We start from the raw sequence: 20,481 nt of genomic DNA on the forward strand, positions 1-20,481 counted from the left end.
GGCGGCCCTGTGTCTGCCGTTTAGCGGATCGCCTCCATGATGCGCACGCCGTCGAGCACGCTCACGTAGGGCAGGGGGTCCACGTCGGTCTCCAGGACATACTCGGTGAGCTGGTCGCGCACGACTGTGCGCAGCTCGTCGGGGTTCCAGGGCTTGCCGATGTAGTAGTCCAGGCCCGCCTGGTTGACCGCACGGATCGTGTCGGACTGGTCGGCCTGGCCGGTGACCAGGACCGTTCGGGTCGCGCCGAAACGCTCGTCCTTCATGAGCTCCACGAGGAAGTCCACGCCCGACTTTCCGGGCAGACGATGGTCGGACAGGACGAGGGCCAACTCGTCCCCGTCCTCGACGATCTCGTCGATGACGGCCCACGCGTCGTCAACGTCCTCGGCGACTTCGAGCCGGATCTTGTCCCAGAACTGTTCAAGATCGCGCTCGAGCGCATCGCGCACGTCTGCTTCGTCCTCAAGGGACAGGATTGTCAGGGTCATGATTCCTCCTCGTGTGATTGGGCGGGCAGCGAGATCCGCATGATTGTGGATCCCGGGTGAGAGTCGATCGTGAGGGTGCCCCCGTGATCGGCGATGATGCTTCGGACGATGGACATGCCCATGCCCAAGCCGAATCGGACGCGCCCCGCCTTGGTGGTGAAGTGGGGCTCCATGATCTTGTCGACGATTCCCGGGTCGATGCCCGGGCCGTTGTCGTGGACGGTGACACTCACACCCTCGGGGGTGGGGCGCACGGTGATGCGGATGCGGGCCTCGGCCTCGCCGCGCGCGGGCAGCTCAGGCACACCGCCCGCGCTCTCCGCCGTCGCAACCAGATCCGCGTTCTCATCCTCGATGGCCTCGGCCGCGTTGACGATGAGGTTCGTCCACACCTGCTGCAACTTCGCCGGATGCGCGCGCACGGGCGGCACATCCTCGTAGTCGCAGTCGATGCGAATGCCCCTTACCCTGTGGGCGGTGAGCCGCAGGACGTCGTCGATACCCTCGCGCACGTCCACGGGCTTCAGATCCTCCGCGTCCGGGCGCGCGTAGCCCTTGAGGGACTGGGTCAGCTCGATGACGCGGTCGCCCGCGGCGAGCACCGAGCGCAGGGACCCGCCCAGGCGCGCCCCGGCCTCGTACGCGTCGATGCCGCCCGGGATCCGCGCGAGCGCACGCGCGCCGTCCGCCCCCTGGATCCCCGCACGCACGAGGCGCCGCGCCAGCGTGCGGTCACCGACGACGGGCAGGAGCTCCTTCATGAGGGCGCGCTCGACCGACGTGGAGCGCGGCGGCGCCGTGAGGGCGCGGGCCATCGCCTCCCTCGACGAGGCCGTGGCCGGGGCCGCGAGCGCCGCATCGACGTCCTCGTGCAGGTGCTTCGCGGCGCGCACGAGGGCGGTCACCGGGTTGTTGAGCTCGTGGGCGATGCCGGCACTCAGCTCGCCGAGCATCGCGAAGCGCGCGCGTTCGACCAGCTCGGCGCGGGTGGCGCGCAGGTCCTCGAGCGTGGCCGCCAGGGCCTCCTTCTGGGCCTCGAGGTCCTCGGCGAGCATCGCGTTTTGCAGGTGCAGGTCCTCGGCTCGCATGAGGCGGCGCGTCAGCGAGCGGATCGCGAGCGCCGTCAGGGTCGCGCCGATCGACGGGTCCTCGGAGATGACGATCTGGAGCTGCTCGGTCGTCAGGCGCACGAGCGTCGCCTCCGTCGCCGTCTCGCCCGTGAAAAACGCGTCCTCCGCGCGGGCCAGCGACACGAGGCCGATGAGCGGACCCGACGACGCCAGGTGCGCCAGGACCTCGCCCTGCGCTGAATCCCTGTGCAGCGACACCTGCCCGCCGAGCACCAGGTAGACGGCACCCACCGGCTCGCCCTGCGTCACCAGCTGTATCCCCTCGGGGACGATGAGCCGAGGCCTCTGCCCGAGCACGCGCTCGACGCCGGCGAGGAGCTCCATCACAACCTCGTGCTCGTCGCGGTCCAAGCCCTCCAGGAGCGGACCCTGCACGGCGAACGGCGGCGGGTCCGCGATCAGCGAGCGGATCTGCCTCTCCGAATACCCGCACCCGCGCAGGTAGCGCACCATCGTCGAATACGCCTGACCCGCCAACAGCGGCACCGTCCACGGGGACTTCAACACCGAAGCGAGGGCGTCCGACTGTATGCACCGCACGAGGTCTCGGTGCTCCGAGCGATCCGTGACCACGACCCACTGCATACGGCGCAGCGCCGGGATCGTCCCCGCCCGGTCGATGAGCGCGTCAATATCGGCGACCTCTGAAGTCACCAGGCCCATGAGCACGTGATCGCCCGGATTCAGGCTCGCGTCGTATGCGGCCAGATCCTCGATCCCGTCGATGCGGTCCAGGCACAGGCCCGGGAAGGCGTGCGCCAAATCCCTCGTGACGGGGGCAGCAATCGAGCGCGAATCGTCGCCGCACACCAGCAGGTGAATCGGGTGGCCGACTCGGTGACCGCCGGCTCGCACGTCCGTGCGGGCCAGCACCGAGGCGTCCTCCGCCGCGGGCCCCTGCGTCCACCCGTGGGCCAGCCCCGGCCGGGGGCGCGCTGCCCCCGAACCAGCCATGGCCTCGTCCCCGGACACGTCACATCACCCCGATGAATCCCCAGGTCAGCGGCGCAACAAACGCCAGGAGAATGATGCCGATGACGCCGACGACGATGCCGACGATTGCCATCTCGCGGGTCGGGGTCGTGCCCGTCGAGTACGCGATCGCGTTCGGCGGGGTCGAGATCGGCAGGCACATGCCGAGCGAGCAGCCCAGGGCGATGACGATGGCGATCTCGGCGGCGCTCGTGGACACCGTCGTCGCCAGGCCCATGCCCATCGGGATCAGGAGGTTCGCCGACGCCGAGTGCGAAATGACGTTCGAGGTCACCCAGCCCACGAGCGCCAACACGAAGATCAGGAGGACGCCGGGGATCGAGGCCCACTGGATCGAGCCGAGCATCCACTTGTCGAGGCCCGTGGCGGACACACCCGAACCCAGCGCGATACCGCCGGCGACCAGCCACAGAACCGGCCAGTCCAGGGCACGCAGGTCGTCGCCGCTCATCACCTTCGTCATGAGGAGGACCACGACCGGCAGGAAGCCGACGACGTTGGCGGAAATGTGGTGCAGCGACTCCGTCATCCACAGGAGAATGGTCAGACCCGCGACCGAGTAGAAGATGATCGCGCTGCGCGACTTCTCAAAGCGAGCCGACGTGTCGATGTCAAACTTGGCGTCGGTGGGGATGTAGCGCCACGCGATGAACGCCCACGACAGGGCCAGGAGCACCAGCATGAGCGGGACGGCCGCGAGCATCCACTGCAGGAAGGTCACCTTGACGCCCGCGTTCTCCAGCGCGCCCAGGGCGATCGCGTTCGGGGGCGTGCCGACCGGCGTGCCCATGCCGCCGACGTTCGCGGCCACCGGGATCGACAAGGCGATGCCGGTGCGTGCCTTGCCCTCGGGTAGAGCCATGATGACGGGCATCATGACGGCGAACATCGTCGCCGTGGTCGCCGTGTTCGACATGAACATACTCATGATCGCGGTGATCAGCATGACGCCCATGACCGTCAGACGCGGCTTGCCCATGAAGGGCTTGAGGAGAACAGCCGACAGCGCGCGATCCAGCTTGTACTTGGCGGCACCGTCGGCCACCATGAAGCCGCCCAGGAACAGGATGATGACCGGGTTGGCCAGCGCCCCGAAGAACTTCGTGTACGCCGGGGCACCCTCACCCACGCTCAGCAGCGCGTGGTCCGAAATGAACAGGACCTCCAAGAAAATGACGAGGACCGCGGTGCCCGCCAGGGGCACCGCCTCCGTCACCCACAGCAGAATCGCCGCCAAGAAAATACCGAACATGCGCGTACCGGCCACGTCCAGGCCGGGCAACTGCACGAACAGGCAGGTCACAATGCACGCCAGCGCCGCAACGGCGCCAAACACCTTGACCGGGCTAATTGATTGCTTCTTCTTCGAGAAATCTGCCGGTCGCGTGGACATATTCTGAGCGGAGCGCGGATTGATTGACACCGCGCCCTTGGAGCGTCGAGCCATTATGTGAAGACCTCATCGTCTTGCTTGGATAGTGTCCGACCAGTGTATGCCAGCGCACACAAAAAGTGAAACCGGGGTGGGGCTTTCCAATACCCCACCCCGGCTTGACGCTTGCGGCGTCGGCGGGCCTGCGCTCCTTGAGGGTGCAGGCGTTCAGTCATGCGTGTTGACGCTTGGTAACGTCACGTTTGTGCAGCCCACGTGAACGAAAGCCCAGGCACCACCCGCGACCCCGCTCTCTGTTACTCGGCCACGGCCTCGTCGACGTCGTAGCCCGTCGGGAGGACGCCCGGGCGCGCCGGCTCCCACCCGAGGGCGGGGGCCACATACTCCGCGAAGTTACGGATAATCGACCAGTTCTCCTCGAATCCCAGCTGGTTGGGGATCGTCAGGAGGAGCGTGTCGGCCTCCGCGAGGGCGCGGTCCTGGCTCAGCTGCTTGATGAGCGTCGAGGGGTCAGCCGCGTCCGTCCGCGATCAGGTCCAGGGCGGCGGCCTCCTCGGCGAGGTAGAGAGGGTTCTCGTAGCGCATGTCTGAGTTATGGCGTTGGACGGAACACCTATTGCTTGCGGGCACGCCCAGCCCGCAGTCCATTGGCGATGACGACAACTTCGGCGACCTCGTGCACGAGGACGACCGCTGCCAGGCCGAGCACACCGGTGATCGCCAGCGGCAGCAGCACAGTGATGATCGCCAAGGACAGAACGATGTTCTGGTTGATGATCCTGCCGCCGCGGCGGGCGTGGCGCAGAGCCTGCGGGATGAGGCCGAGGTCGTGGCCGGTGAAGGCGACGTCGGCGGACTCGATCGCGGCGTCGGAGCCGGTCGCGCCCATCGCGATGCCCACGGTCGCCCCGGCCAGGGCGGGCGCGTCGTTGATGCCATCACCGATCATCGCGGTCGGCGACGTCTCCGAGAACCCGGCGACGATACGAGCCTTGTCCTCGGGACGCAGCTCGGCGTGCACGTCGCCGATCCCGGCCAGCTTCGCCAGCGCAGCAGCGGTGCGGGAGTTGTCGCCGGTGAGCATGCTCACCTCGACGCCCTGGTCGCGCAGGGTCCGCACAACCTCGGGGACCTCGGGGCGCAGCTCGTCGCGGACGCCGATCGCCCCGGCCAGGAAGCCGTCGACGGTGACGAGCACGCAGGTCTGCCCCTCGGCCTCCAGGTCCTCGACCCGGGCCTTGAGCGGACCGGCGTCAATCCAGCGCGGACTGCCCACCGCCACCCTGCGGCCGTCGACCAGGCCACCGATGCCGTGCCCGGCCTCCTCGGCCACGTCCTGCGCGGCGGGGGTTCCCCGGCCCGCGGCGGCGATGGCAGCGGCGAGTGGGTGCGTCGAGTGCTGCTCCACGGCGGCAGCCCAAGCAAGCACCTGCGCATCGTCGAACCCATGGGCGGCGACGACGGCGGTGACCTCGGGCCGGTTGCGGGTCAGAGTGCCGGTCTTGTCCACGGCCAGGTGCCGGATGCCGCCGAGGCGCTCGAAGGCGGCCCCGCTCTTGATGACGACGCCGAACTTGGCCGCCGCGCCGATCGCGGAGACCACGGTGACCGGCACCGCAATCGCCAGCGCGCAGGGGCTGGCCGCGACGAGGACGACCAGGGCGCGGGTGATCCAGGTCTCCGGGTCGCCGAGCAGGGACCCGAGCACGCCGACGAGGACGGCGAGGACCATCACGCCGGGCACCAGCGGGCGGGCGATCCGGTCAGCGATCCGGGCTCGGTCGCCCTTCTCGGCCTGGGCCTGCTCTACCAGCTCCACGATCGTGGTCAGTGAGTTGTCGGTGCCCGCGGCGGTCGCCTCGACCTCCAGCACGCCGGCGCTGTTGATCGCGCCCGCCGACACCACTTCTCCGGGCGCGACCTCGACCGGGATCGATTCACCGGTGATCGCCGAAGTGTCCAGGCTCGACCGGCCCGAGCGGACCAGCCCATCGGTCGCGACCCGCTCGCCAGGGCGGACCAGCAGCACGTCGCCGACGGCGATCTCCCTGGCCGGGACCGAGACGGAGGTCCCGTCGCGCAGCACGGTCGCGGTCTCCGGCACGAGCTTCAGCAGCGCACGCAGCCCGCCGCGGGCGCGGTCCATCGCCTTGTCCTCCAGGGCCTCGGCGATCGAGAAGAGGAACGCCAGCACGGCCGCCTCCTCGACGTAGCCGAGGATCACCGCGCCCACGGCGCTGATCGTCATCAGCAGCGCGATCCCGAGCTTGCGCTTCACAACGAGATTCCGGATCGCACCGGGCACGAACGTGTTCGCGCCCAGCAGCAGGCCCGCCCAGAACGCGACCAGCGCTACGATGTGCAGCCCCGACCACTCCAGCGCCAGGCCAGTGCCGAACGCGACGCCGGAGAGGATCGGCACGACCAGGCCGGGATCACGCCACCACGGGCGCTCTGCCTCCTCTGCCTCATCCGCGGGACTGGTCGTCGGCTCGTCGCAGCCGCAGGCGGCGCTCACGAGGCGTCCCCCGAACTGCTCGCGGCGCAGCAGCCCGGCACCGAGCAGGCCGGGTCGATGCACGGCGCGCTCTCGTCCACGGCGAGGGTCACATCGACCAGTGCCGTCAGCGCCGCGGCCAGGTGCGGGTCGGCGATCTCGTAGCGCGTCTGGCGGCCCTCGGGCTCGGCGACCACGATCCCGCAGTCGCGCAGGCAGGTCAGATGGTTGGACACGTTCGAGCGGGTCAGTCCCAGCTCGCGCGAGAGCACCGCGGGGTGGCTCGGGCCGTCAAGCAGGGACATCAGGATGCGGGAGCGCGTCGGGTCGGCCATGGCCCGGCCGAGCCGGTTCATGACGTCGAGGCGCGAAGCAATAGTCAGCATGCACTGAACTATACAGCAGCCGCTGACCTAATGTCCAGTTGTCGCGGCTGCCGCACGCGCTGCGCGCTTGCCCTCGCGAGGCATGATCACCTCTTGCGCCAGTGGGGCCACTTCGGCATCCCGCGGCCCTTCCAGGTCTCCACGAGACCCGCAACCCAGCGGACGGACACGAAGAGCCCGTAGCCGGCCCCGGCGAGGCCAGCGCCGACCACGAGCCACCGGCCGATGCCAATCCACACGCTCCCATCCACGTCCAGCGCCCACTGAACACCCGTGATGAGCCCGGCGATGCCCATCCAGAGACCGGCGACGACCACGACCACCGGCAGGAGAACGAGGCACATCGCGGCGGCGGCTGACCAGAGCTGTCGCACCTCCAGCTTCGCCGTAGCGGCGATGATCCGCTCCGCCCGCCTCGTCGTCTCCTCGTCCATGACCTTCACGAACCCCGCGAGCTTCTTCTGCTGTTCGGTCAGCATGGCGATCCTCGTGTTCTGCGCCTCGACGGCGGCGAGGATCGAGGTCAACAGCTCCATCGTCTCCGGACTGCCAAGCTACTGCTGCGACTACTCGGGCTCGTTCTGCCGCTTCAGCCTGTCGAGCGCTGCGCTCATGTTCCTTCTCCTTCTGCTGCTGGCGGTAGTCAAAGAACGCCTGCGCGCCCTCCGGGGTGAAGTCCACCGAGAGGGCGCTCGCGCGCTTGCGGCGCTCGGCGCGGCCGGGCCGCCACCAAACGGGGGAAATGGCGTCATTAGAGGTACGACACGCCGGCGACACGCAGCCAACCAGCTTCTAATGCTGCAAAACCCCCACCGCCACCAGTGTCGAGCGTGCTGCAGGGGCCGAGGGCCAGGCTGGGGCGCCGGTGGGTGTAGGAAGCCCGGCAACTGCACACACGGAAGGTGCCACGGCGAAACAAATCTCGCCCAACAAGAACCACGCCGCGCCGCTTCGGTACAAAACTCTCCCAGCACACCCCCTCGCACCGTATGTGCGGTACAAAACTCTCCCTGTTCACGCGAAATGGCTCGATTTGGCGCTTTTTCTACGTGCAGGGAGAGTTTTGTCCCGTTCTCACCACCAAGAAGCTGAGCAGGGAGAATTTTGTACCGAACACGAGGCAGAGTTGTGGCTCGCCAACAGGACACCAGGCCCCACCTGCGTGGAGGGCACCGGAGGGACCGGTGTGGAGGGTGTCGGAGGGACCGGTGTGGAGGGCACGGGCGGGCTTCGAGGCACAGAGCCTGGGCAGTGCCGGTGGGCGGTGGCGAGGCCTATACACGGTGCCGGTGGGCGGCGGCAGGACCCGGCCCAGACAAATTTCGCACGTAATTTCAGACGGTCATTTTTTGAGACCGCCCAAAAACGTTGCAATTCCAACGAGGTGATTTCAATGTTTGAACAAGTTACGAGGGAATTACGTGCGAAATTACTGAGACGACGACAAGACCACGCCCAGCCAAATGTCGCATGCAATTCCCCCACGACACGAACCAACACAAACTCAAAAACCGCAGAATATCAACGATTAGATTTCAATACTTGAAATACACTCAGGGGAATTGCATGCGAAATTACCGAGATGCAGTCAGGACTCGCACCATACCGCGACCAGGCCCCACTGGTGTGGATGGCGCCGGAGGGAGCGGAGGGCCAGGCTGCGACGCCCGGAACACCCGTGGGGTCACAAGCAACAACCCTACAGAACAAAAACCGCAGACCCCGAAGGATCTGCGGTTTCATCGTGCGCGAGGGGGGAGTTGAACCCCCACTCCATCACTGGAACACGGACCTGAACCGTGCGCGTCTGCCTATTCCGCCACTCGCGCGTACCCAGAAAGAATAGGGGCATCACACCCCCCACGTCAAATCAACACCGTATGACCCAGGGCACAAGAAGTCACACTCCACCCACACAACGCTGCAATCACAACGAAAACAGCGGCGACAACCTACAGCATCAACCTGCACGCAACGATGCCTGCGACACCCAACAGGCTCGCAGCGATGACAGCGACATCCACCCAGCCGAGCCGCACGCGCGCACCACGGGCCACACCACCGTGCGCCTCGATGGCTCCCCGCATGGACATGGCCCGCCCGGTTTCGGCGGCGCCGCGCGACGTAGCGGACAGGATCGCGGTGATGACATCAACGCTCAGACGCGCGTAGCCGCGCAGCGACAGGCTGGCCACATCCTGGCCGAGGCGCAGCTTGGCGGTATCGAGCACCGCCTGCGCCTGATCGCGCAGCATCGGCAGGCCTCGCAGGGCGGAGGCCATGACGAGCGACCACTGATCGACCGGCACCCCCACGAGCCGCAGCGGCGTCAGGAAGAAGCGCAGCGCGGCCGCGAGCGCCGCAGTCGGCGTCACCCACGCAATGAGGCCCGAACCCCACAGGACGACGAGCGCCAGGGTGGAGACTCGCAGGAACAGCTCGAGTCCATCGCCCAGCCACGCGCCGATACAGCCGCCAATAAATCCGGAGATCATCCACAGGGGCGGGCGCGGCGCGACGCTCAGCGGCGGCCGAATAATCAGCGACGCGACGAGGATGAGGCCACCGACGATCGCAAGCGTCGACCAGCGCGGCGAGAGGATCACGCAGGTGGTGAGCACGGTCCAGCAGGCGATGAGGGTGCCGGGCCAGGCGCGCGATAGCGGCGTCGCCCAGGGCAGGGGCCGAGGCAGGGTGAAGCCCGCGCTTCGCCGAGGCTTCGCGCGCGGTGCTCCTTCGCCGAGGCCGGGAGGGGTCCTCGAGAAGCGACCCTCGCTGGCACCGCCGCCGGGGCCGGTTGCCCCGCAGGCGGAGTGGGGTTCGATCATGAGAGCACCCCCTCGGCGAGGTGGCCGTGGGTGTCGCACAGGGAATCCATGCCTTCGAGGTCGTGGGAGATGACGAGGATGGACAGGCCCGCGCGGCGCCGCTCGGCCAGGACGGAGATGAGCAGGTCGCGCGAGGCCGCGTCGAGTCCCGCCATGGGTTCGTCGAGAATAAGGACGCTCGGGTGGGAGGCGAACAGGCCGGCGAGGGCGACGCGTCGCATCTGTCCTCCGGAGAGGTCGTCGATGCCGCGCGAGGCCAGGGCGGGGTCGAGTCCGACGAGTTCCATGGCCTCGGCGACGATACGGTCGCCCGCCTCGCGGCTGATCGCCCCCTTGCGGTGCGCGGAGCCGGTGCCGACGCGCGGACCGTAGCCAGCGGCGGCGAGGATGTCGGAGCGCACGGATGGGCGTTGGAGCTGGAGGCGCGCGAATTGCATAGAAAGAGCGACATCGCCGACGCAGCGTTCCATGGGGCGCCCGCCGAGGGTGACGCGCCCCCAGGTGGGCACGAGCAGGCCGGTGAGGACGCGCGACAGCGTCGTCTTGCCCGAGCCGTTGTCCCCCGTGATGAGCATCGCCTGCCCAGGGTCGAGGATCAGACTGACGTCGCGCAGGACGGGCTTCTCCCAGGGGGTGCCGAGGTCGTAGGTGTGCGCGACGCGGTCCGCCCACAGGTGCGCGGCGTTGATGAGGGCGGGCGCGCCCGCCGCAGAAGACGCAGACAAGCCCGATGCTGCGGGGACGGGGGAAGCGGGAGGATCCCCGGCCTCGTCGATGCGAAGCCCATCCGCGGCGGCGCTCCCCTCCCCCGCGCGACGGTCGGAGACGATGCGCCCGCCGTCAATCGTGATGACGCGGTCGGCGCGCGCGCTTTCGGCGGGGTCATGGGTGATGTGGACGACGGCGATCCCGCGCTCGGGCAGGGAGGCGAGGAGGTCGAGCATCTCGGCGCGGCCGACCCGGTCGATCATCGCGGTGGATTCGTCGGAGATGAGCAGGCGCGGAGACCTGGCGAGCGCGCCCGCGAGCGCGAGGCGTTGGAGCTGCCCGCCGGAAAGTGATCGCGGGTCGGCGTCGGCGAGGCCGGCGAGGCCAACACTGGCGAGCAGCTCATCGAGATCAAGATCGGAGATCTGCGAGGCGCTCATGCCCCAGGTGACATCTTCGGCGACACTCTGTCCGAGAACAAGGAGTTCGGAGCGCTGGCCCACGAGGGCGGTCCCGCCGACAGCCCCGAGGACCCCGCCGCCCTGGCGCGTCCCAGAGCCAGGTTCAGCGCCCGCGAGCAGGAGGGCGAGGGTGGACTTGCCCGACCCGTTGTGTCCGAGGACGACGGTGTATTCGGGCCGTTCGAAGCTAAGGGTGACGCCGCTCAGGGCCGGATGGTCGGTGCCCGGGTAGGTGAAGTCGACGTCGGTGAGGGTCAGGGGCAGGGGGGACGAGGCCGGGGCCTCGGCGCGCGAATGCGCGGAGCGGGCGGTCGCCTCCAGGAGTGGGTCCCAGCCCGCGTCGAGGGAGATGCGGCTGAGGATGGCACCGAGGAGCCAGCGGGCGGCGAGGACCAGGAAGGCCACGCCGATGAAGCGCGTGATGGGGATCCAGATCCACCACCAGTCGACGAACCATTGGCCGAGCTGGTGGCCCGCGTCGACGAAGCCGCTGGAATGGGGGATGTGGCCGATGAGCTTAAGGAAGCCGTCGAGGGTCTTTTGGATGCTTTCGAGGCCGAGGGTGCGCAGGTCGGACAGGATCCAAAACGCGATGTCGGTGCCGATGCCCCACACGATGCCGAGCCCGGCGGCGACCCCACAGACGGAGAGCCAGGAGGCGCGTTTCTTGTGGAGGAAGCCGATGATGAGGCCGACGAGGGCGGCTTGGAAGGAGCGGCCAGCCGTGGCCAGGCCACCGACCGCGACGGCGAGGAGGATCGTCGAGGCGAAGGCTGCGATCGCGGCTCGGGGCCGGTGCGTGAGGGAGACCATCGCGAGGGGGACGGCCGTGGCGACTTGGAAGAAGAGCTGAAAGACGGGGGTGACCGCGGCGATGAGGCCGAAGGTGACGGCCAGGCCCGAGAGCGCGCCAGCGGTCGCCACCTCGACGGGGGTGAGGCGGCGGGCATCGCGCGCGGATGAGCTCATGTGTCTAGTCTCCCAGGCCCCGCCCACATCTGCGACCGCCGGGCCGCTTGACCCGACGAAATCACCGACCTGCACCGAGCGACAAGCCTCAACGCCTACTGCCTGTTGATCTCACCGAAGGGGATGTGGACGCTCGGGGTGGGGAGCGCCGCGCCTTCCACGTGGCGGCGCTGATCATCGAAGAAAATGTGCGGGCGCAGCACCTCCAGGATGGGCCCCTTGTCGATGCCGCCAAGGAAGAAGGCGTCGTTGACTCGCAGGCCCCACCCTCGGATCGAGTTGATCGCACGCTCATGCGCGGGGGCGCTCCGAGCCGTCACCACAGCGACGTGCACCCTGCGTCGATACCCCGACGGATCATCCACACTTTTCGAGTCCTCGATCCCCTGAATCCGGTTGATTTTCTCCAGAAAATCGGCCATTGGCCCGCGGTCGAGAGGCACCTCGGCCAGGGCGCTCTCGCTCTCCTGATACCCGTCCAACCCCTCGCTCTGGAACACACGCTCGGCCGAATCGTCAGCCAGCACGCCGTCAAAATCGAAGGCTATGCGCAGGTCCGCGTCCCCGTCATCGGGGGCCGCGTGGCCCATGACATGCCCCGCCGCAAATCCCATGTCGATCGCCTCGCGCACATCATCCTCGTTCGCGGAGAGGAAGAGGGACATGCGCAGCGGCTTCATGAAGCGGTAAGGGGCACGTCCCTGCATGAAGATCGCGCGCGTAATGTCCAAACCATGGCGCTTGACGGAGCGCATGACCCGCATCCCGGTCTCCGGGTCGTTGCGCGAGAGGATCACGACCTCCACCAGCCGTTCCTGATCCGACAGGTCATTCAGGTCGAGGAGGCGGCGAATAAAGGGAAACGCGACGCCCGGTTCGAGCACATCATCGAGATGCTCGCGCTGATACTCCCGATACTTTTCTTCGCCCTGCTCGCGGAACACCGCGTCAGACTCCCTCAGGTCGAACAGTGCACTCGACGCGACCCCAATGACGAGGGCGCGCTCCAGATCCAGCTCCGCAGCCATGACGCTCCTTCCACACGCAGCTACCTATCAGCACCAGGATAAAAACGGCCATGCTCATCTGCGTCCCGCTCCCCCGATGGGATCGACGAGGCCGTGGCCGCGTCTCGCGCACCGACAGCACCCGCGAGATACGAAGGAAAAAACACCGTGTCATAATGCCACACTCACCCTTGTGAGGGACACCTAATTTTGTGTAGCATTTCCCTCATAATCCACAACACACGAGAGGACGCGATGAAGACCCGTCTCGCCACACTGACCACCATCCTGGCCACCGCCGCCCTGGCCCTCACCGCCTGCGCGGGCGGTACCGGCTCCACCACCGCCCAATCGGAGGCGACCACCCAGGAGACCTCGGCCTCGTCGACGCGAACGATCACCGACCACGCGGGCAACGAGGTCGTCCTGCCCGAGAAGATCACCCGCGTCGCCATCGACCAGATCCCCATCGAATCCACCTACCTGGCCTACTTCGACGGCAAGGCCCCCTACCTGGTAGGCATGAGCGCCGCCCGCGTCAAGGCCATGAGCCAGACGATCGCCGCTGAGATGGCGCCCGAAATGATGCAGGTCGACACCAGCTACTACGACAAGGGCGAGCTCAACGCCGAGGCCCTGCTCAACCTGAACGTCGACGTCGTCTTCTACAACGCATTCAACAAGGAACACGGAGAAATGTTCCGCAAGGCGGGCATCCCGGCCGTTGGTTTCACGACGATGGGGAACCCGTCGGAGACGTACACGCAGTGGATGGAGCTCCTCGAGGACGTCTTTAACCAGGATGGCCACATGGCCGACAAGATCGCGCTCGGCAAGGACCTGGTCGCCGACGCCCGAGCCCGCACCGCGAAGGTCCCCGAGGACCAGCGCGTCTCGACGATGGTCCTCATGGGCGCGGCCGACGGCCAGCTCGCGGTCGCGGGCGGCAAGGACGGCTGGTTCACCAACGAATGGGCCGACTCTCTGAACTACACGAACGTCTCGCGCGACACCGACACCTCGCACACGCCGGTCACCTTCGAGCAGGTTCTCACGTGGGATCCCCAGGTCCTCCTCGTCACCGGCAAAGGCATGTCGAACATGACGGCGAACTCCGTGCTGACGAACTCGGTTGAGGGCGTGGACTTCTCCACCCTCAGCTCCGTAAAGTCCGGCCGCGTCTACTCCACCGGCCTGGGCATGTGGAACTGGTTCACCCCCAACCCGGATGCTCCCATCGTCGCCAACTGGCTCGGCGCCTCCCTGTACCCGGATCAGTTCTCTGACGTTGACCTCGTGTCGATGACGAAGGACTACTACCAGAAGATGTACAACTTCACGCTCACGGACGAGCAGGCTCAGCGCATCGTCAACCCGGACGCCGCGTCCTGATACCTGTCCCCGGCCTCGTCTCCCTATCGACGAGGCCGGGGCACCTTGTGCGCGAAACGCCCGGTAGGCACCGGGGAGAGGACATCATGAAGTCTGTGTTGACCAGGAATGGGCGGCTGCGCGCGTGGGTGGTTCCCACGCTGGTCGTTCTCATCGTCGTGTGCGCGGCGGCGGCCATGCTGATTGGCCGTTTTTCCGTGTCCTTGGAGGACGTGGTTGCGGCTCTGCGCGCGAGGTTCTGGGGCGGTCCTGCGGTTCCCCCGCGCGTCAACTCCGTCGTCTTTGACCTGCGAGCGCCGCGCATCATCGTGGCGATCCTGATCGGCGGAGGACTGTCCGTCGCGGGTGCCTCCTTCCAGTCGCTGTTCTCCAACCCCCTGGCCACGCCGGACACCCTGGGCGTCGCGGCGGGCACGTGCGTCGGCGCGGTCATCGCGCTGCTGCTGGATTGGAACCTGATCGGCGTGCAGGCCGCGGCCCTCGCGGCGGGCCTGGCGACGATGGCTTTCACGACGGCGATTTCACGCACGCGCACGGGTTCTTTCAACGTCATCACGCTCGTGCTCGGCGGCGTCATCGTCTCGGCTCTCGCGAACGCGGTCCTCTCGCTCCTGAAGCTGACGGCCGACCCGACGAGTCAGCTCCCAGAGATCACCTACTGGCTCATGGGCTCGCTCGCCGCAGTCACCTACCACCAGATCGCGCTGGGTGCCCCCTTCATCATCGCGGGCGTCGTCGTCATCGTGGCGCTGCGCTGGCAGCTCAACATCCTCTCCCTCTCCGAGGACGAGGCCCGCTCAGCCGGCGTGAACGTCTCCCTCATGCGCGCGATCCTCATCGTCGCCTCGACGGTCATCACGGCCTCGGTCATTTCGATGTGCGGCCAGGTCGGCTGGGTCGGCCTGCTCGTGCCGCACTGCGCGCGCATGCTGTGCGGGCAGAACAACCGCGCGGTCATCCCGGTCTCGCTGCTGCTCGGGTCGGCGCTCATGATCGTCATCGATACGCTCGCGCGTTCCCTGTCGGCCTCGGAGATCCCCATTTCGATCCTGACGGCCATCATCGGCGCACCCTTCTTTATCGTGCTGCTGCGCCGGACGGGGGGAGCGCGATGATCAGCGTCGAGAACGCATCCTTCACCTATCCGGGCGCCCCCTCCCCGATCCTGACGAACGTGTCCTTCGAGGTGCCCGAGCGCTCGCTCCTGGCGATCCTGGGGCCCAACGGCGCGGGAAAGACGACGCTGCTGCGCACCATGATCGGCCTGCAGAAGTGGGACAGCGGCCGCACGCTCATCGACGGCACCCCCATTTCGTCGATGTCGACTAGGGCGCTGGGACGCGTCCTGTCCTACGTGCCGCAGGCCCGCAACGCATCGAACGTGGCGCTCACGGGCCTCGAGATGGTCATGGTCGGGCGAGCCCCGCACATGCGCACCCTCGCGCAGCCCGGAGCGCGCGAGGAGCGCATGGCCCGTGACGTCCTCGACGAGGTGGGCGCCTCCCACCTGGCCGAGATGCCCTGCGCGACCATGTCGGGCGGCCAATTCCAGATGATCCTCATCGCCCGGGCCCTCGTCGCCGACCCGCGCGTTCTCGTGCTCGACGAGCCGGAGACCGGCCTGGATTTCCGCAACCAGCTGATCGTCCTGGGACTCCTCGAGCGCCTCGTGAGGGACCGAGGCCTCGCCGTCATCATGAACACGCACTACCCGGCGCACGCCCTGCGCGTCGCCGACCAGGTCGCGCTCTTCTCCTCCACGCACGAGGCCGTGGTCGGTCCCGCCTCCTCCGTCATGAACGCGGAGACCCTCGCTCGCGTCTTCGGGGTGGACGTGGCGATCGGGAGCGTGGACTTCGAGGGCGAGGACGTGCAGGCCATCGTTCCGGTTCGACTGAGTGGAGTTAAGTAGCGGCGTTGCGCCGAAAACTTCTTCATCGCGATTGCGCAGGTCAGCCACATTTTCACCGCGAGTGCGGTACCGTATAAGTGTGATTCCGCACGCCCAGTCCGGGGGCATCAATGCCGGGCCGGGTCGACGGGACCATGTCGGCTCCGCAGACGGAGCCGAACGGTGCCCCAGCGTTGGGGCGAACACGAAGGAGGGCCCATGGCTACCGGGACCATCAAATGGTTCAACGACGCCAAAGGCTTCGGATTCATCACTCCTGATGACGAATCCGGCGACGTCTTCGTGCACTATTCAAACATCATCGGCCAGTCTGGGCGCCGCACTCTTCTAGAGGGCGAGAAGGTCGAATATGAGGCGATTGAAGGACCAAAGGGCCTCCAAGCCATGAATGTGGCACGAGCCGAGTGACACTGTGTGCCCGGGTGGAGATCCCACTCGGGCACACTTGCATGAAACGGCACGTTCCTCACCCATCTCGCACATAATTTTTTCGGTGACACAACTGCGTTTTAACTGGTTTTTACGATGCTTGTGCCATGCCTTACAAGGGATTGCGAGGTATAGACCGCGCGGTGGAATCCGCGTAGAATTGGAGCTGCACCAAGGGGGGCGACCACGAGTCACCTCCCTTTTTCAATACCGTCGCTCACCCGGGCGGCACGGGCCAAAAAGGCCCACACACGCTGGCGTGCGGGGCGCGCTTCGCGTTTCCGCGCGAAGACATTCTCAAGGAGAACCCCATGAACAACATCGTCAAGGCTGAAACCGCTCCCACCATGTCCCAGGCCACCGCCTCGGCCTCCGTGCTCGTGGCACTCATCGTCGTCCTCGCGGCCCTCGGCGTGTTCGCCGCCCTGCAGGTTGCCTCGGTCGCCTCGGTCGTCTTCGCGGTCGTCATCGCCCTGACCGCCCTGATCGTCTCCCCCGCGATCCTCTCGATCGCTCGCACTCGCGCCTGAACTAATGCGGGGCGCGTGAGCATCGCGCGCCCCACCCCCGCCAGCGTGACACCGCAGAGGTGTCACGCTTTTTCGTTGCCTTGCTGGCTTCTGGGGTTAAAGACAAAACGTGTTGGTTTTGTGGTGGCTTTTCGGCTTATTGGTGCGGGAAAATCAACATTGAAGTTGGTTGTTTCATCGAGGGGAAAAGCCCCCAAATGCCCGATGCGCGAGCCCATCACCGCGCACGTGGGCCCGACACCTCGCACGTTAACCCGATGATGTGCGTGTGGGCCCGACACCTCGCACGTGAACCCGATGATACGCGTGTGGGCAGCGCCGCCCACACGCACACCTAGCGGTTTACGTGCGTATCAAGGGGTTTGCGCGCATGAACAGGAATTTACGTGCGAGCGCACAACTCGTGCTGCTTCACCAGAACCCCGGCCAGGAGCTCCGACGCGTGCGCAGCAGAAAGGCCAGGAGCTCACCGCTGTATACATGAGTACCCAGCTAGGTTCCTGTCGATGCGAGCGTGAGCAGTTCACGCTGCCGGGAGCGCCCAAAACACAGACCACTTCACCTGAAACAGTCCTTTTTCACCGTTTTTCCGCGAGGTGGTCTGCGTTTTGGGCGCTGGGGCCTTCAGACAGCCTGCGGGGCGGGGGGAATTGCACTACATGAGGGTGCGACACGCCGGCGACACGCCGTCAGAGGGCCTCGTGTAGTGCAAAACCCCCACATCGGCCCCAGCGTCGGGCACCACAGCACCCGACAGGGAGGCTCGGACACCAAGGAACAGCGGCCGAGTGCGACACCAACTCACAATGGTCAGGCCCAACAGTGAGCCTCCGAAGGCTAGGGACCACCGCAGGCCCAGAGGCAACGTCCTGAACACAGCGCGGACACCGAACGGATCAACAGGAGCCACCACGGTCTGATGTCCAGCTGGGCAGCACAGCAACACGCATCGTCCCTTCACCCGAGATTTGCATATTGTGCTCTCCCCCACTAAAGTCCCTCTGTTAAGCACGACATCGAGGAGGATGCCATGAGCGATTTTCAGATGAATCCTGCGGATGTCCAAGAGGCATCAGTACTTATGAGTCGCTTGGCCGACAGAATGTCCGACTTGGAGCTCACCAAGTCGGATGATTCCTTCTACTGTGGAGACACCGTTGTGGAGGAGGCACTGGCCTACTTCGTCTCCATGTACAACAAGCGCGGCCAAACGACGCGAACATGGCTCAATGGATGCTCCGACAGCCTACATGCCACCGCACAAGCATCCGAAGACACCGACGATGAAGCAGCGGAGTTCTTCGCAGCCCTTCGAGCCAAGCTGTAGGAATGGGGCAATCATGTCAACACGGCTTTCACAGCGCTTCCCAGCAGTAACAGGAGACCTTGGCGCACTTTGGTCGAGCCAAAACGAAATCAGAAATCGCAGGCGAGATATTCGCGATTTGGGCACAAGCCTCACCGGCGCTATCAGTACGTGCGGGGATTGGACAGGACTCGCTAAAGAGGCCTTTATCAACAGTGCAACAGCGGAACAAAAAGAGATCAACATTTGGGAAGACGGCTGCCTCCAGGCTGCCAACGCTTTGAAGAGCTACTACTTCACCCTGGAGTGGGTTATCAGCTCTGTCAACAACATTCGCGCCCAAGCAGACGAATTGTGGGAGCAGTACCAAGCAATGCCCCCAGAAGTCAGATCAAGTCAGCACGCTGAGGTTGAGGGCGAACTAGCTTATCTCCAGAAATCCTACGACGACGCGAAACATATCCTGTCAGAAGAAGCGTTAAATACGGCCGCTATTCTCAGGGAGGCCTTGTACTTCACGCCCGAGGATATTCATGAGGAAACATCAGATGGCCGCAAGAAAACGCTCGATTATGGAGATACACGTCCCCTAAGCGACTCAGAGCTTTCAGATATCTTTTCACATTTGGCGGATCCATCACACTCCCTCTTCAACATTGATCAAGGACGCATCGGCGACTGTCATTTGCTCGCCTCACTAAACGCTTACAACCAGACCAAAGAAGGACGCAGGTACCTAGCGAGTCTCGTCACTGTACACTACGACTCCAACGGAATAGCCGACGGATTCTTCGTCACTTTGCCTGGATATGACGGCGGCCAACAACGCGTCTTCGTGCAGGACGTCCTCGTTCACGGCAATGGAAACGATACACAGGCGGACATTGCTTCCATCTTCGAAAAGGCCTTCGTTCAGTCGCACATGGGAGGAACGCGTGGCAAGTTCCCCACGTGGGGGGCGTCAGGAAGCTTCAGCGCCTGGACAATGAAGGACATCTCCGGCGAGAATGCCACACCGACTTTTAAGGGGGGATTTGATCGAGATGCCATGAAAGAAGCTGCTATCAACGGCATCCAAGCAAAGCGACCCGTTGTCGCAGAATCCAGTATCTTAACAAATGACACAACCGTCACCACCCCCGACGGGAGTCACGAGAAAATTAAGATTGTCTCCCAACATGCATATACGGTGGTTGGAGCAGACGAGAACGGAGTCACCCTCACAAATCCGTGGGGCCACAACAATCGCAGTGTTGGCGGTAATAGCCGCACGGGCGCGACCTTCACGATGAGCTGGGAAGACTTCTACGCAAACTTTGGCGATGTCACCGTTGGGCGTATCCCATGAGCATCAAACCCGCACGCATTCGCGCCATCGTCGTGGCCGTCCTCGTCCTGGCCTTCGTCATCCCCTGGACATACGCACACATCGCCTACGCCTGGCCCTGGAAACGATTCCAAACAGGCACCCTCATTTCCTGCGACGGCCAATACTCCATTACCTTTATTCCGCGCCAGTCCACGCCTCCTTTAGGTTTCCTGCCGGACGGGACCCCCATATTCTTCGGCTCCACGGGAAGAATCAACATGGGAGTTGAGTCTGCCGGAATCGCCCTAACATCGCAGAGCAATAGCCATTTCAGGGTCTTTGCCCGGGTCTCGCAGCTCCACCTAGGAGAATCTACAACCATCGACGGAGTCGGCACCTTCACCCTCTCACGCGCCCACTCCGGCATCGTCTGGTTCACCCCCAATCCCGGTGGAGCGACATTCTGCTTCACGCCAGACCCAACGTTTACCGTAAACCCCTACTTCTGACAGCATGCTGGCAGCCACCATCACCACAGAAGCACACCCATGAGCATCAAACCCGCACGCATCCGCGCCATCGTCGTAGCCGTCCTCGTCCTGGCGTTCGTCATCCCCTGGACCTACGCACACATCGCCTACGCCTGGCCCTGGAAAGAAAAATCCACAGGCGAAGCCTGCACCGGCAACTACTACCTCACCCCATACGACAAGCAACGATCCATGAAATTGGGAACCATC

General features: G+C 65.5%; 17 protein-coding genes, 1 tRNA gene and 1 pseudogene. 9 read left to right on the top strand and 10 right to left on the bottom strand.

The window, feature by feature from the left end; translation table 11 throughout:
• Positions 1-20: 20 nt before the first annotated feature.
• From O3656_RS07085 to O3656_RS07130, 10 genes are all read right to left on the bottom strand, one after another.
• Positions 21-491, bottom strand: a complete 471-nt coding sequence (locus O3656_RS07085) for a response regulator (protein WP_016460719.1) — start codon at positions 489-491, stop codon at positions 21-23.
• Entirely contained in the window at positions 488-2,593 is a 2,106-nt protein-coding gene (locus O3656_RS07090; protein WP_500063278.1) for a sensor histidine kinase, read from the bottom strand. Before O3656_RS07090 ends, O3656_RS07085 begins: the two co-directional genes overlap by 4 nt.
• A 1-nt stretch (position 2,594) precedes the next feature.
• Positions 2,595-4,007: an SLC13 family permease gene (locus O3656_RS07095; protein ID WP_500063279.1), complete on the bottom strand. Its 1,413-nt coding sequence runs from the start codon at positions 4,005-4,007 to the stop codon at positions 2,595-2,597.
• A 613-nt stretch (positions 4,008-4,620) separates the two neighbouring features.
• Complete coding sequence (locus O3656_RS07100; protein ID WP_500063280.1) at positions 4,621-6,525, bottom strand: heavy metal translocating P-type ATPase; 1,905 nt, start codon at positions 6,523-6,525, stop codon at positions 4,621-4,623.
• A complete protein-coding gene (gene cmtR, locus O3656_RS07105; protein ID WP_007588138.1) occupies positions 6,522-6,890 on the bottom strand; it encodes a Cd(II)/Pb(II)-sensing metalloregulatory transcriptional regulator CmtR in 369 nt (122 codons plus the stop codon). Before cmtR ends, O3656_RS07100 begins: the two co-directional genes overlap by 4 nt.
• A gap of 86 nt (positions 6,891-6,976) precedes the next feature.
• Positions 6,977-7,426, bottom strand: coding sequence for a hypothetical protein (locus tag O3656_RS07110; protein ID WP_500063281.1), 450 nt, complete (start codon positions 7,424-7,426; stop codon positions 6,977-6,979).
• 1,209 nt (positions 7,427-8,635) lie between these two features.
• Positions 8,636-8,719: transfer RNA gene (locus O3656_RS07115), tRNA-Leu, on the bottom strand.
• A 123-nt stretch (positions 8,720-8,842) separates the two neighbouring features.
• The gene (locus O3656_RS07120) at positions 8,843-9,718 is read right to left on the bottom strand and encodes an energy-coupling factor transporter transmembrane component T (RefSeq protein ID WP_500063282.1); all 876 of its coding nucleotides are present in this window, start codon (positions 9,716-9,718) and stop codon (positions 8,843-8,845) included.
• Positions 9,715-11,856, bottom strand: coding sequence for an ABC transporter ATP-binding protein (locus tag O3656_RS07125; protein ID WP_500063283.1), 2,142 nt, complete (start codon positions 11,854-11,856; stop codon positions 9,715-9,717). Before O3656_RS07125 ends, O3656_RS07120 begins: the two co-directional genes overlap by 4 nt.
• Before the next feature lie 95 nt (positions 11,857-11,951).
• Positions 11,952-12,884 (bottom strand): 5'-nucleotidase, encoded by a 933-nt coding sequence (locus tag O3656_RS07130; protein WP_500063284.1) that lies wholly within the window; start codon positions 12,882-12,884, stop codon positions 11,952-11,954.
• A gap of 234 nt (positions 12,885-13,118) precedes the next feature.
• On the opposite strand from O3656_RS07130, the gene O3656_RS07135 reads away from it, so the two are divergent.
• From O3656_RS07135 to O3656_RS07175, 9 genes and pseudogenes are all read left to right on the top strand, one after another.
• Entirely contained in the window at positions 13,119-14,255 is a 1,137-nt protein-coding gene (locus O3656_RS07135; protein WP_500063285.1) for an ABC transporter substrate-binding protein, read from the top strand.
• A gap of 86 nt (positions 14,256-14,341) precedes the next feature.
• Entirely contained in the window at positions 14,342-15,370 is a 1,029-nt protein-coding gene (locus O3656_RS07140; protein ID WP_500063286.1) for a FecCD family ABC transporter permease, read from the top strand.
• Positions 15,367-16,167: an ABC transporter ATP-binding protein gene (locus O3656_RS07145; RefSeq protein ID WP_500063287.1), complete on the top strand. Its 801-nt coding sequence runs from the start codon at positions 15,367-15,369 to the stop codon at positions 16,165-16,167. The genes O3656_RS07140 and O3656_RS07145 overlap by 4 nt, the downstream gene beginning before the upstream one ends.
• Positions 16,168-16,365: 198 nt before the next feature.
• Positions 16,366-16,575, top strand: coding sequence for a cold-shock protein (locus tag O3656_RS07150; protein WP_003791482.1), 210 nt, complete (start codon positions 16,366-16,368; stop codon positions 16,573-16,575).
• Positions 16,576-16,907: 332 nt separating this feature from the next.
• Entirely contained in the window at positions 16,908-17,126 is a 219-nt protein-coding gene (locus tag O3656_RS07155; RefSeq protein WP_016460706.1) for a hypothetical protein, read from the top strand.
• 1,030 nt (positions 17,127-18,156) lie between these two features.
• Positions 18,157-18,453: a protein HldE gene (locus O3656_RS07160; RefSeq protein ID WP_500063288.1), complete on the top strand. Its 297-nt coding sequence runs from the start codon at positions 18,157-18,159 to the stop codon at positions 18,451-18,453.
• Positions 18,454-18,466: 13 nt separating this feature from the next.
• Positions 18,467-19,780 (top strand): C2 family cysteine protease, encoded by a 1,314-nt coding sequence (locus O3656_RS07165; RefSeq protein ID WP_500063289.1) that lies wholly within the window; start codon positions 18,467-18,469, stop codon positions 19,778-19,780.
• Positions 19,777-20,250 (top strand): DNA-binding protein, encoded by a 474-nt coding sequence (locus tag O3656_RS07170; RefSeq protein ID WP_500063290.1) that lies wholly within the window; start codon positions 19,777-19,779, stop codon positions 20,248-20,250. The genes O3656_RS07165 and O3656_RS07170 overlap by 4 nt, the downstream gene beginning before the upstream one ends.
• Before the next feature lie 39 nt (positions 20,251-20,289).
• Positions 20,290-20,481, top strand: a pseudogene (locus tag O3656_RS07175) (DNA-binding protein); the annotation flags it as partial.

The sequence above is a fragment of the Pauljensenia sp. 27098_8_83 genome (assembly GCF_041432695.1).
GTDB lineage: Bacteria > Actinomycetota > Actinomycetes > Actinomycetales > Actinomycetaceae > Pauljensenia.